Consider the following 14,088-nt stretch of genomic DNA (forward strand, 5'->3'; position numbering starts at 1 on the left):
TGCAATGGGAATACCATTGTTTAAAACTCGAAAATTTATGTTCTCACTTATAACAAATGTAAAAAATAGAAATATTATCGGACAAATAAACTCTGTAGTTGAGTTTGTTGAACATCTTAAAAATGAAAAAAGAATAGAGGTTTCCGAAATTTTGAAGTTGCGAGAAATCAAAGAAAAAAATAATGATTATCAAGCGATAAAAATAGCTCTTCCTTCTATTTGTTTTAATTATACATTTAAAAATAGCTACATTAATAATGATAATGCGGATGAATCTACTGGATACTTATACTTTGATATAGATGGAGAAAAAGACTTTGATTATGATACAACGTATGTTACAGCATTATGGCGTAGTGTAGGTGGAAATGGATTTGGACTATTAGTAAAAGTAAGAAACCTTTCAAAAGAAAATTTCAAAGAAAGCTATGAGTATATAGTAAATATTTTAGATATTCCTTATGATAAAGCTTGTAATGATTGTAGTAGAATTAACATTATTAGTTTTGATACAGAAGCTTATTATAATGAATATGCTGATGAAATAGATCTATTAGAGTTTAATACAAATATTATAAATGAAATTAAAAGATTCCCCCATTCTAATAGTAATAAAATAAACAATTTAGGTTACTATCATAATGGGGGAGGAAACATTAGGTTTAATAATTTGTCAGATGTTTTGGCAGAAAAAGATTTCAAGTTTAATGAAGAAGGATATTATGATTTTGGAAAAAATAAAATAGAATATTGTAAATGCTATACACCTTACAAGATTATACCAGAAGGATTAAGGAATCAGAAGTTAGTTGCTTACGCTTACTGTATTATTTCTATAAATCCTGAAGCAGGTTTTACCTTGTTTAAACGTTATTTACAAAAATATAATGATAAATGCTGTCGCCCTCCTCTTGAAATGGAGGAAATTGATGAAATAGCCATAAAAATTTATAATCTAAGAGGGAAAGTCAAGCCAAACAATAAGGCGAAAAAGAGAATTATATATAGTGATAATATTAAATTGTCTGAAAAACTAAAAATTAATGGTAAAATTCTAGGTAACGAAAGATCTGAAAAAACATTTAATGAATTACTGAATTTTGTACTGAATTGGGACTACGAAAAGCATCCAAAAATCACTCAGAAGAAATTAAAAGAGTTAACTGGTAAGAATAAAAAAACAATTGAAAAATACTATCGTAGTGTGCTTAATACTGTAGAGAGATTGAGAAACTGAGTTCATTTTGAATGATCCATCTGTAAAGCTACTTATGATATATTTCACAAAATAATTTTATCTTATAAATTTATTAGGAAAAAAAATTAAGTTGATTGATAATATCTTTTCAAGTTTATAATAAAACTATTTAAATGTAATGTTAAAATCCTGAAAAACCCCTTGTTATAGAGGGGTTTAGTCATTGTATTTAATATAAAATATTTCTTTTAAATTCAAGGTCTTAATAAATCGGTTTTTCTATTTCATTTTTAATCATTTTTCTAATCTTATAAAATCCTGATTCTGAACTTAAGCCTGAAAACAAACCACCTTTTTTCCAATCTTTGGACATTATTTTACTATCCATTATAATCTTTCTAAACGCATCAAATGCTTCTGTATTATCTCTATATTGTTTTAAAACTTCACTGTAAATACCATTTAGTACTTTCACACCTAGTGTTTTTTGAATATAATAATCATTAGAATAATATATATGTTTTAACTCACCAGCCTCATTTTTCACAATCGATTCACTAAAGCATTCACTCCATTTTTTTCTTATTATTTCGTTCCAAACTTTATCCAGTTCATTTGCTATATCTTTAGCCAAGAAATCATAATCTCTGATTATCTGGGAGTTAGATGCTTTTGATTTATTTTTCAATTTTGATTCTAAAAGAATAGAAATTATTGGATCGATAGATTCTCTAAACAATGTAACGCCCACAATTCCTAGCGAGATGTCAGAGTGGATATCAAATTTTATTGCAGAATTCCAAACTGATTTGGGAAAATCTTCTTTTAAATGATAAGCAGTTTTAATAGCAATATGTCTAGGTGCATTATTTTCGATCACTGAATTTTCCTTAATCTCATAATCAAATCTTGCCAATGTTGCAAGATCAGTACTAATTCTTTTCGCTGTTGAGTTAATATCTATAAAGGCTTCTAATTCAACTGATTTTTTATTTTCTGGACTTACTAATATAACAACATTAAACAATAAATCTAATAAGGAATTATCATCTTTTAATGCTTCATTAATTCCTTCAATTCTGTGTTGTCCATCTACTATTCTGAAAATTTTTTTTTGAAAATTTTCATCAAATTCAAGATAATTACCACAGTCATCATATTTGAGTAATTTGGTAATTTCGCTTTTGTCACATCCTAAAATTAATGAGGTAGGAAATTTGAAGTCATTTTTATTTTTTAGTATGTAGTTTTTAATTTTGAGATAATGCGACCTATTAGGCTTTCTCTGATACCCATCATCATCTATCTCGTAAACCAAAACTTTACTCGTATTAGAAATTATACTAAACGGAAAGACACCAGAAATATATTCTTGATTGTTTTGAGAATATTTTGAAACTCTAATGATTATATTATTCATCTTATTGATTAGTTAACATTGTGATAATTTTTTCAGCTGTATGTATGGTCAGAATTGATTTTTTTATAGTATCACCAACTTTTAAATCAGCTCTTGTATTCTCCTCATTTTTTCGTAGATATTCTTTAAAATCATAAGCTATAGAATCAAGTGTAGATGAAATTTCATCTTCTATTTTCTCGTATAATCTTTTTAGTTCATCCAATGCTGATTGAGAGCTGTAACCTAAAGCTTCAATTACATATAGCTTTTTGAATGCAGATTTAAATTCATTTGCATCAACCCCATCTACAAATAAATCTTCTTTGTCTTGGAAAAACTCTTCAACTGTGCTTTCTATTTTTACAATATTAATTAATGTTTTTTCAGACAGGTATAGATCGTGATTTTTTATATGATAACTATATTGCAATACTGTATTGATTAAATTACCTTCACCAATTTCTGCAGCAATAGCTGAATTCTCTTTTTCTATAACATTGTGAAAATTGTTAAAAAATATTGATAAATATTCATGTAATTTTTCTTCATAATTCTCGTGTGATAATAAAAATTTATCATGTTGAATATTCCAACTAAAATATGATATTTCCAAGATCATTAACTCAAAAGAGTTGTTACGAATAGTTATATATTTTTTAAGGTCATTATTGTCTACATTAAATTGTAAAAAATCGCAGTTTAAGTCATTTAATCTTTGTGGTACATCTATATTTTGTAATGCTGTTGATTTAAGGTGTGTTAAAAAACTAGCGATTTTTTCAATTTCAAAACTGATTCCTAATTTCTTATGAATTAAAGGGAATAGTTCATCATTTAAATCTTTAAGATTTGATAGTTGTTCTAAATTCTCTTGATACTCAGTACTTGAATTTCTTAAGCCAAGTAAAATCTCGTCAACATTGTCGAGCAATTTACCTACATTATTCATAGTTACTTGAGTGACATTTTTAATGGGAGTAACTGAATAATCTTTATAAAATATGGCATGATCCATATCTCCCCATGCTTCTTCTATTTTCCCTTTTATTTGCAATTCAAATCCAAATGAACCTCTAAAAATCCCCTTTATTTTATAGATGAATAAGCCATTCTTCATTTTTTGAGGTTGGGAATCTAAATCTATTTTATCAAATAGTATTTCATTAGTTATTAGTAAATCATTATGTGCACGAAGTAAAGAAAGAACTTGTTTACAATCATGTTTTAATTCTGTCACTATCCTACAACCAATTATGTCAGGGATTTTTTTTAATTCGGCTATAAGTAAAGGCTTTTTAGTTGATACATCTGTAACACTATTTAAATCAACAACATTTGAAATTGTAAAACCGTCGTTCTTTCTTACAAATTTTTCAATTAAACTTTCTTTACTTTTAATTCTATATTTTAAAGAATAATATTTAATGGGATTTACATCATTCAATGTTTCTAAATTATAAATCCTAGAGTTTTGATCAAGAATTTTCTTCAATCTTTTTACCAATTCTTTGGCTTCATGATCAAGGTCTTCCTTAACTTCAGTTTCGTAAACTTTAGTAATTTCATTAAAAATTTCAATATTTGAATCGATTAAATCAGGCACAATATTTAATTTGAATTGGTTAATAGTTATGAAGTTATTTTCTTATGTAAAAGTAAAAATATCATATTGTCTAATATATAAAAATATTACTCAATTTATACAATTTCATTCTTATTAATTTTTTTACGGAAACCCATAATGGTTTAATTGAATGTTTAAATACCTTTCTAAACTATTAAAATAGAAATATCATGCATAAGACAGATTTAAAAAGAGTTATATTTTATTCTAAAGAAGATATGGCAGGAGGTTACCAACTTTCTAAAGGAGAAAATATACTGAGAAATAATACAAAAATTGATTATACAGATATCAATGATATAATAGAACTTTACAATATCAAAAAATATTTTGATATTGGTATGTATTTGAACAAATGGTCACAAGAAGAGATTCATAATTTTAAAGAAAAAGTTAATGGATATAAAAAAATTATAGGAAAATTCATTGCAAATATAAATGATGAAAATGTAATTGATTTGCACGAAGAAACTCTCTACGGTTATGTTGATTCATTTTGGGAGTTAATAGATAACCTTAATGGATTCAAGCGGATATCTAAAGCCAATTTTAAAATTATTCTGTCTAATGAACCTTACCTCATTAATATTATATTAACTCACAAAAATTTAGTTAATTATTATGATGCCGAAATAAAGAAGTTCTTACTGACCTATCCTAAAACAGCTGAAATTTTGTTATCTTTTTATGAAAAGGAAGACAGTTTTCAACAAAAGAAAATTTTCCTTCCAAAAAGCCTAATTGTTGAAGACAAAGAAGTTATTATAGAAAATTATTTGGATTCTAATGATACGAATTTAAATTATGTTCAACTTATTGAAAATGTAAGAAATAAGAGTGATTTTAAAATTAAGGATAAAACAAGATTAAAAGCAAAACGTTTAAATAAAAGCGAAACTGAAAAGTTTTTCCTTGGAAATAAAGGTATTAAATATGGGGTTACAGTTGGCTTTAAAGAAGGTATTGATAAAATTAAAGAAGGCTCAATTGATGATAATCATACTGTTCATTATTTGTATAGTTCAGATTTTATAAAACAATACAATGACCCATATTCTTTATTTGTTAATTTTAAAAACTTATTTGAGTATGTTGACGAGCAAAATAGAATAGATCTTATCAGTAAAAAAAATGATATAGATGTTTATGAAAGAATTATGGGTGTGCGCTCTCAAAACGAATATAAATTTGGAAGAATATTTTTTTTATCAGAAATGACTTCAGAAGCACAAATTCATGCCTATAGTAAGATGTTAAGTTTACTAAATATTTCATTGGAAACTATCCTACAATCTATTTTTACAAACGTTTTTCCAGAAAAATATAATTTTGCTAACAATGCGACTTTTTCTATTCCAACAGCAATTTCAAATTTTGAAAAAGTAAGATTTTTAGCACCAGAATTTGAGTCTTTATTAAAGCAGTATAAGCTTTATGTTGAAGATGGAATCATCGATTTTGAGCTTTTACAAATATCATCTTTACCATCTACAATAAAAGATATTCCAAGTTTAAACGATAATAAGTACATTTATTTTAATGAAGAATGTGATGAAATTTTAGCTTATTCAAATTTATTTTTCTCTGACCAAATGCTTCTTGCTTATGTTGAGCCTTTTCTTGAGAAAAAATATACTACATTTTTTGACTTGCTTGCAAATGAAAAGGTTAAATTTAATTCTTATCATGAACATCAAAAGCATCAACTTAATTATTTAATAGAAAAAGGTTTAATACTTGTAGATGATGATGGATTTCTACAAATAACAAACATACCAAGAATTTTTATTATTAAAGATCTAAGGGAAAATGAAGCGGGTTCGTATTATCATTACCCTCCTGATTATCAACAGGAAGTTCAAAAAATGATATCTGAAGATATGATATATTTCCATTCCTCTCTTTTTTCAAAACCAGAACAGGCGTATTTAAATTATTTTTTAAATAAGAGTGATTTTACAAATGGTATGGATTTGAGAAATAGTTACTTACATGGTACTCAAGCTACTCCCGACCATACTGAGAAACACGATCATGCTTATCTTATTTATTTAAAGCTAATAGTATTAGCGTTATTGAAAATTGATGATGACTTAGCGATTTTTAGACATAATAATCAACAGTGATAACTTTTTTGGTGTTTATTGGATTCTATTATCTATAGCATAGTTGAATAATTCACCAGCTATTTTTTGAAGCCGTATTCCCTTCCATGGCTTTGGATTATTATCTGGTGATTCAATAAAGTTTTGTAATTTTTTGTCTATTGTTATATTATGAAATCCAAATTGTAAATTATTAATCTCTATATAAGCACATCTGTCTGCTTTTTCAATATAAAATTGAACTTCAGATTTAAAAGTTTCATTTTCTATAATGTATATTAAGAGTTGGGACACCTTTGGCTTTAACATACCATAGTAAACTTGTTCTTGAAATTTTTTATTTTTAATAGCCGCATTAATAAGATTCATTGAGCAAATGACACTAAAAAGTTCAATCTTATTTTTTGGTTCAATATTGATTAAACTTTTAGCTTGAATAATTTGATTTAAAGTAATATCTGTTTCAAATTCATCATTTTTGGATAATTCAATTATAGCTGTTAAAGATTTGGTCATAGAAATTTAATATAAATAAAATTAGCATAAAGTTAATATTTAATAGTTTAATTTATACAGTTTGATTTGTTTTAATTTTATTCTTAATTTGAAAATTAATTGCATACAAATAAACATTTCGTATGGGTGATAAAATTGAAGATAATTCTTCATTTGAAGAATTTAGAAATAATATAAAAGGAGGAAAAGCAATTAAACAAATTGCATCACTCTTAGCACCATTTAGTAAGACTGCCAAAAATATTTTGGGAGCTTTAGAAAATTTTGAGGATTTGGAAAAACAATTCAAAGAAATTTCGGAAAGCCCAGATAAATTTAACAAATATTTTAGTGAATTAGGTTGGATTGCTCATGAGTCAATAAATCATAACCTCATGCTGGAATGTATTCAACTTGCTGAAGCTAATAATATAACTAGTGCTGAGAATAAACTTGCAGATTATTATACTTCTGAAGAAATAAAATGGCTTGTTTCATCAACCTATGGAATACCAGAATTTCGAAAAAGAAATGAACTGATAAATGCTGCTTACGAAGATACAATGGCAAAGAGATTTTATTCAGCAATACCTTTACTATTGATGATAATTGATGGCGCTGTCAATGATATAAGTAAAAGTAAAGGTTTCTTTGCTGAAAATACGGATTTAACAGCTTGGGATTCTATTGCTGCACATAGTACGGGGCTTTCAAAATTACGAGATATACTAAATGTTACTAGAAAAGGTACTACTACTGATGAAATATTTTTTCCATATCGAAATGGAATACTTCATGGAAGGGATATTTCTTATGGCAATAAATATGTAACTGCAAAATCTTGGCTAACTCTATTTGCCATTAATGATTGGGCAAAGGTTCTAAAAAAGAATAAAGAAAATCCGCCTAAAGAAAATAAAGAACAAAATTTAAAAGAATCTTTTCTTGAATTAAAAAACACCACTACTAAATATCAAGAACAGCAGTTAAAGTTTAAAGAAATGGATAAATTTATGAACTGTTGGAAAGATAGGAAGCCAATAATAGATAAGGATTTTCCATCAAAGGGCACATTAAATGATTATAAAGATTTTACTCCTGAAAAAGATGCTATAAAATTTCTAATAAATTGGCAAAACAATAATTATGGTGCTATAGCTAAACAAATTTCTTTTTTCACAAAAGAAGTGAACTTTGGTAAGGAAGCAGGAAAAGTAAGAAAGGTATTCGAAAATAAAAAATTAAGAGATTTTGAAATAATTTCAATTGATCATAAAGCGCCAGCTATAACAGAAATAGTAGTAAAAACTATTATTTTATTTAATGAAAAAGAATACACGGAAGAATTATTATTACGAATGATATATCAAAGTGAAAAAAATGAAAATCTAGTATTTGGGCAATCAGGAGGAGTATGGAAAATAATAGATTCTTTTTCCTTTCCTAAAATAGAATATTTAGGATGCTAATCGACGGAAGAGAAATTTATAGTATGAAAATAAAAAATCAGAATTGTATTCGTATTTTGGTTACGGTATTCTAGAATTTTTTAGGTGTTTTTCCATACATTCTGAATTAATATTTTTACAAATCTAAATTTATTTTACGATAAAATGTTTTGCATTTTTTTAACTTTTTGCTATTATTTTTATGGATAGACGTTTAAAGTATAAAAGAGACCTTGATTATTTTAATCAAGGTCTCTTTTATTAAAATTTTACTAAATCAAACCAAGTACCACTACCATTGTCTTTATCATTAGGATCGTCTATTAAACGAAGTTTTTCCACGGCTTTACTAAGCGTACTTCCTTCATCATTTATTAGGGCATTTCGCTCTTTTATACTCAAAGCTGTTTCTTTAACATTATCCCAAATAAATTCTTGAAATTTTTTATATCTCCATTTTCCGTCCTCAAAATCATTAATTATGGATAATATTTTTTTATTGTCAATTCCTGTAAGTTCTCCATCAGAAGAGTAGTTACAGAAATTATCATCTATTAGAATTTGAAATTTCATATTTAATTAGTTTTGCTATTAGTTTATATGTTAAAATAGGTGTTTTAATGCTAAAATACACAATATTATATAATATTAAATGCATTATTGAACGAATATTATTGATATTTATAAAAAACTATTATGGATGAAGTTTAGAATTTTTTGAACAAATTAAAAAAAGGACTAAGGTTACAAGCTTTTTGTAAATATATTTATATTCCAAATTGCCCCAAACGTCTCAAAATCCTATATGGAAACACCCTATATCCCAATTCTGAAATTTTATATAGAGATTTTGAGAGCCAACCTACCAATCATAAAAAGGTATATCTAATCAACAAAAAATTTGCTATACCCCCTATACTCGAATTGTGATTTTTGAAACTGGTTTTGCTTTTTTGCCATCTTTCCAAAACGATTAAAATCTTTTTAAAAACATTACTTTTTAAGTTAAAACTATCTTGAACACTTGTATCTATGAGGATTTTTATGTATCTTTATTCTGCATTTTAATAGCAACTTTCTACTAAAATACATCTTAATTATACAAAAAAAGCCTTGAGGTGTTGGAGCACGACAAGGCACATCAATAAATTTTAACGTATCTAAAACTTATCAACATGACAAATTTACAAAATTGTCTTGATACTGCTAGTATCTATGTAGGAACTTATCGCAAGTACAACAACTCAAGTATTTATGGCAAATGGCTGAATCTTTCTGATTATTCAAATTTTGAAGAATTACAGGAAGCAATGCGAGAGCTACACTATGACGAATCCGAACCTGAGTTTATGTTTCAGGATTATGAGTACTGCGAACTATTTGAGAAACTCGGATTGATAGGAGAAAGTTTTTTATCTCCCCAGATTTACGAGATTGCTGAGCAAATAAATGAATCAGAGTATGATGCAGAAGTGTTTGAAGCAGTTTTGGATAATCTTGGTAAGATCGATTTTCAAAGTGCTTATGAGTATGCCAATAATTTTTACTGCGGGAGCTATCCTGATGATGAAACTTTTATACAGGAGTTATACGAAAATGATATTCCTTTCAATCTCCCAAACTTCGTTGTAATAGATTGGGAAGCTACGGCAAGAAACATTATGTGTGATTATTTTGAAAGTAACGGGCGTTATTTCAAATCGTAGTATATTTGTATTATTGTAAGTGTTTTTGTTGATTACAATTCAGATAGATTTAATTAAGTTCAAATAGCTTTTAAAAAGTTTATTTTGAAAATTCGGATACAAAAACGGATACAAAAAGAAAAAAGAGAATTTGTAATTAATTGGATTCCAATATTTTACAAAATTCTCTTTTAAAATATAGTGACCTCGACAGGATTCAAACCTGTAACCTTCTGAGCCGTAATCAGATGCGCTATTCAGTTGCGCCACGAGGCCTTGTGTTACCTTGTTGTTTAAAGGTTTGCAAATATAGCACTTTTTTCCGTTCTTTGAAAGATGAAACAGAAAATTTTACTTTTATTTACGGTATTTTCGCTAATAGCCTGTAAAAGAGAATCAAAAATTTCGTCCTCAGATTGGACAAATATCTCAGGTCGTATCCAATTTAAGGAACATGATGGAGCCCTGGAGCTAAAATCCGGGAATTTCACTTATAATTTTAAGCAAAATCAAACTCCTTTTAAGAAAATAATTCTGCTGAATGCTAGTATGGCTGGGTATATTTCAGAGTTGGGAGCAGAAAATTTGATCATAGGGGTTTCAAGTCCGGAATATATTTATTCGGAAAAAATACAGAATCTGCTTAAAGAAGGGAAAATACAGAATGTAGGAAGCGAGCAGAAATATGATGTGGAAAAGATCATCTCCATGAAACCGGATGCTATTTTTACCAATCATATTGCCAGTTTTGACAATACTTATGAACTGTTGAAAAATAATGGAATTCAGGTTATATTCCTGGATGAATATATGGAACAGCAGCCATTAGAAAAAACAGCTTATATCAAGCTTTTCGGGGAGTTTCTAGGAAAAGAAAAAGAGGCTGAAGCTAAATATCAGGAAGTTGAGAAAAACTATAGTGAGCTGAAAAAACTGGCTTCAACAGCAAAAGAGAAACCTGTTGTCCTGGCTAACGAAATGTATGGAGATGTGTGGTATCTTCCTGGAGGAAATACTTCTGTTGCTCATTATATTTCTGATGCCAATGCTAATTATATCATGAAGGATAATAAAGATGAAAAAGCTTTGACAATGAGCTTTGAGGAAGTCTATGCAAAAGCAGGGGGCGTTCAGTATTGGGTGAATGCAGGAAGTCATACTTCAAAAAAAGAAATGCTGGGTATGAATCCTTTCTATGGGAAGCTGGATGTATTTAATAAAGGAAAGATCTACACGATCGCAGGAAAAGAGAAGGTTAAAGCCAATGATTTCTTCGAAAGCGGTGTTGTAAGAGCAGATTTAATCCTTAAAGATTATATTAAGATCTTCCATCCAGAGCTTTTACCCGATTATCAGCTTACTTATATGAAAGAATTGCAGTAACTCATACTATTTGCTTATTTTTGCCTTTCCTTTTTATAGATTATGTGGAAAAAAATTAAACAGCTTATCTTCATCGTTCTTGTTCTGAATGTTGTTTTTATTATATGGGGTAGATTTTTTAATCCTCCTATAACGATTACCCAGATAGGAGGGCTTTTTGAATACGGAAAACTACACAGAGATTATATTTCCTATGACGAGATGGGAAACAATGTGAAAAAGGCTGTGATAGCCTCTGAAGATCAGAAATTCTTTGATCATGATGGTTTCGATTATACAGCCATCGAAAAAGCCATGAAATATAATGAGAAAGGCAAAAAAGTAAGAGGTGGAAGCACGATTTCCCAGCAGACTGCTAAAAATGTTTTTCTTTGGCAGGGTAGAAGCTGGGTGAGAAAAGGACTGGAAGCGGTCTATACTTTTATCATCGAAAAAGTGTGGAGCAAAGATATTATCCTTGAAAGATACCTTAATTCCATTGAAATGGGACGAGGAGTATTTGGGGTAGAAGCGGCTGCCCAGTATTATTTTGGAAAACCATCCAAAGATCTAAGTGCTTCAGATGCAGCCTGGATTGCTGCTGTATTACCTAATCCAAAGAAATATGATCCTAAAAATCCATCTCCTTATTTGAGAAAGAAACATAATTGGATTATGAGACAGATGAGGAATGTGAGTTTGAAATAGTATCTTTGTACTAATGAAATTCTTTAATTCCAGCACAAACTTTGAGTCAGTTCTTAAAAAATATTTTTCTTTTAAGAATGAAACCCTTTCTTTAGAACCCTTTGCAGAGTTTTTAGAGACGATCAAAGAAGCAGACTTTACAGATGTGCTCAATTTTTTCAGAAGCAATCCTAATTTTGCCGAGAACTTTAAACATTATATTCACAATATTTTTAGGGGAAGACCATTCAATCTTTCGCTGACGGAAGCTAATATTCTTTCAGAAAATGCCTTCTTTCCGGAACTTAAAAAAAGAATTCTGAACAAGGTTTTGCCACCCGTTGAAAATGAAAAAACGGTGTGGTATATGATTGATAATGTCAGTCTTAGACCAAATAAAGATTTAAAATACCTTCACAATCTGCCTGAAAATGAGATTGATGAGTTTTTAAACATGCTAGGTGCTTCGGATTTTATTATCCGGCCCAACGTGAAAAAAGAACTTATTTTCTCTATGAATATTCTTTCATGGAGGGTTACAGGGATGGCTATGGAAGTGGAGGTGGTGAGAATGGCCCCACAGTACAGGAATTTACACAATCCGTTTCTTGCCCTTCAGAATGAGCTGGAAACATTAGCCGAAGATCTGGTAAAAGATCCTGAAATGCAGCTGCATTCTAAGGACAGCAGATATAAGCAGATAAAAATCTATGCAGAACAATGCCAGGAGTTCGTTAATATTGCTTTTAAAAACTCAGCCAAATATGGTATTTCCGGAAAGATCAATCAGTCCCTGTTAAAGATTCGCCAGCAGACAGAAAGAATATATGAGATTGTTCAGCTCTTGGTTATTGATACCGATGAGGACGTTCTGATAAAGTCTAAACGGTTGATTTTTAATATTTTAAATTATAAATCTCATAAAAACAATATTTCAGATCTCATCAACGACAGTACGAGACTGATTTCCCATCTTATTACCAATCATACCGCAGAAGCCGGAACCCACTATATTACTTCTACAAGGAAAGAATATATGACCATGTTCTACAAAGCGAGTGGTGGTGGAATCATTGTAGGAGCACTTTGTGTTCTGAAAATGCTGTATGGATACATCCCCGGAAGTGATTTTTCACACGCCTTTCTGTATTCCATGAACTACGCGATGGGATTTGTCATGATCTATCTGATGGGGTTTACTCTTGCCACAAAACAGCCGGCTATGACGGCTGCTACGATGACGAAAGTATTATCTGAAGAGGGAAAAGCCCAAAGAAATAATACGGAGTTTGCCCATTTAGTTTCTAAATTATTCAGAAGTCAGTTCATTGCCTTTGTAGGAAATGTATTGCTTGCCTTTCCGATAGCATTAGCCATCATTTACGGGCTGGATGTATTTTTCTCACAAAACCTTGCTATAGAACGTTCGGATAAATTATTAAAAGACCTTGACCCTTTTAAATCAAAAGCAATTCTACATGCAAGTATTGCAGGGTTCTATCTTTTCATTTCCGGGATTATCTCGGGGAATATCGGAAACAATTCTGTGTTTTACCAGATTCCTGAAAGAATTGCTAAAAACCTTTCGATAAGAAGTTTCTTTGGGAAAAAATTTGCAAAAGGACTTTCAAAATATTATGCTAAAAACTGGCCGGGAATCATTTCCAATTTCTGGTTTGGTGTTTTTCTGGGAGCAACAGCTCCGGTAGGAATGTTTTTTGGGCTGGATCTGGATATCAGACACATTACCTTTGCGGCAGGTAACTTTGCATTGGGGCTGTATGGAAAAGATTTTTCAGTAGATTCTTATACCTTCTGGATGTCTTTTATAACTGTATTCCTGATAGGTTTCTTTAACTTCCTGGTAAGTTTCAGTTTATCGATGTTTCTGGCATTCAGATCTAGAAAAATGAATTTCGGACAGGTAAGTGAGATCTATAAAGAAATTTTCAGATACTTTGCAAAACATCCGCTGAAATTCTTCCTGCCATTAAGCTCAGGACTGGATAAAAAAGCAGATGATTTAATGAGCAGTACCATTTCTAATAAATCAGAAGAACATTAATAGTATTTAAAATAAAA

General features: G+C 29.3%; 11 protein-coding genes and 1 tRNA gene. 7 read left to right on the top strand and 5 right to left on the bottom strand.

Features of this window, described 5'->3' with window-relative positions; translation table 11 throughout:
- Positions 1-4 precede the first annotated feature (4 nt).
- Entirely contained in the window at positions 5-1,237 is a 1,233-nt protein-coding gene (locus LF886_RS09935) for a BT4734/BF3469 family protein (protein WP_236853955.1), read from the top strand.
- Positions 1,238-1,460: 223 nt separating this feature from the next.
- Here LF886_RS09935 and LF886_RS09940 read toward each other — a convergent pair whose 3' ends face one another.
- Positions 1,461-2,618: a DGQHR domain-containing protein gene (locus LF886_RS09940; RefSeq protein WP_236853956.1), complete on the bottom strand. Its 1,158-nt coding sequence runs from the start codon at positions 2,616-2,618 to the stop codon at positions 1,461-1,463.
- A gap of 1 nt (position 2,619) precedes the next feature.
- Complete coding sequence (locus LF886_RS09945) at positions 2,620-4,203, bottom strand: hypothetical protein (protein ID WP_236853957.1); 1,584 nt, start codon at positions 4,201-4,203, stop codon at positions 2,620-2,622.
- A 191-nt stretch (positions 4,204-4,394) separates the two neighbouring features.
- Here LF886_RS09945 and LF886_RS09950 point away from each other — a divergent pair, with 191 nt between their 5' ends.
- The gene (locus tag LF886_RS09950; protein WP_236853958.1) at positions 4,395-6,350 is read left to right on the top strand and encodes a hypothetical protein; all 1,956 of its coding nucleotides are present in this window, start codon (positions 4,395-4,397) and stop codon (positions 6,348-6,350) included.
- 15 nt (positions 6,351-6,365) lie between these two features.
- On the opposite strand, the gene LF886_RS09955 is transcribed toward LF886_RS09950, so the two are convergent.
- The gene (locus tag LF886_RS09955) at positions 6,366-6,845 is read right to left on the bottom strand and encodes a hypothetical protein (RefSeq protein ID WP_236853959.1); all 480 of its coding nucleotides are present in this window, start codon (positions 6,843-6,845) and stop codon (positions 6,366-6,368) included.
- A gap of 122 nt (positions 6,846-6,967) precedes the next feature.
- Here LF886_RS09955 and LF886_RS09960 point away from each other — a divergent pair, with 122 nt between their 5' ends.
- On the top strand, positions 6,968-8,293 hold the full coding sequence (locus tag LF886_RS09960) for a hypothetical protein (protein ID WP_236853960.1): 1,326 nt from the start codon (positions 6,968-6,970) through the stop codon (positions 8,291-8,293).
- 240 nt (positions 8,294-8,533) lie between these two features.
- On the opposite strand, the gene LF886_RS09965 is transcribed toward LF886_RS09960, so the two are convergent.
- The gene (locus LF886_RS09965; protein ID WP_236853961.1) at positions 8,534-8,845 is read right to left on the bottom strand and encodes a hypothetical protein; all 312 of its coding nucleotides are present in this window, start codon (positions 8,843-8,845) and stop codon (positions 8,534-8,536) included.
- 602 nt (positions 8,846-9,447) lie between these two features.
- On the opposite strand from LF886_RS09965, the gene LF886_RS09970 reads away from it, so the two are divergent.
- Positions 9,448-9,978 carry an antirestriction protein ArdA gene (locus LF886_RS09970; RefSeq protein WP_236853962.1) on the top strand — a complete coding sequence of 177 codons (531 nt, stop codon included), beginning with the start codon at positions 9,448-9,450 and terminating at the stop codon, positions 9,976-9,978.
- 181 nt (positions 9,979-10,159) lie between these two features.
- Here LF886_RS09970 and LF886_RS09975 read toward each other — a convergent pair.
- Positions 10,160-10,233, bottom strand: a tRNA-Arg gene (locus tag LF886_RS09975).
- 60 nt (positions 10,234-10,293) lie between these two features.
- Here LF886_RS09975 and LF886_RS09980 point away from each other — a divergent pair.
- From LF886_RS09980 to LF886_RS09990, 3 genes are read left to right on the top strand one after another with little or no spacing between them, the layout of a single operon-like run.
- Entirely contained in the window at positions 10,294-11,340 is a 1,047-nt protein-coding gene (locus LF886_RS09980) for an ABC transporter substrate-binding protein (protein WP_236853963.1), read from the top strand.
- A gap of 42 nt (positions 11,341-11,382) precedes the next feature.
- The gene (mtgA, locus tag LF886_RS09985) at positions 11,383-12,027 is read left to right on the top strand and encodes a monofunctional biosynthetic peptidoglycan transglycosylase (RefSeq protein WP_236853964.1); all 645 of its coding nucleotides are present in this window, start codon (positions 11,383-11,385) and stop codon (positions 12,025-12,027) included.
- 13 nt (positions 12,028-12,040) lie between these two features.
- Entirely contained in the window at positions 12,041-14,071 is a 2,031-nt protein-coding gene (locus LF886_RS09990) for a site-specific recombinase (protein ID WP_236853965.1), read from the top strand.
- Positions 14,072-14,088 lie beyond the last annotated feature (17 nt).

The organism is Chryseobacterium sp. MEBOG07 (assembly GCF_021869745.1).
In the GTDB taxonomy this organism is placed as follows: domain Bacteria; phylum Bacteroidota; class Bacteroidia; order Flavobacteriales; family Weeksellaceae; genus Chryseobacterium; species Chryseobacterium viscerum.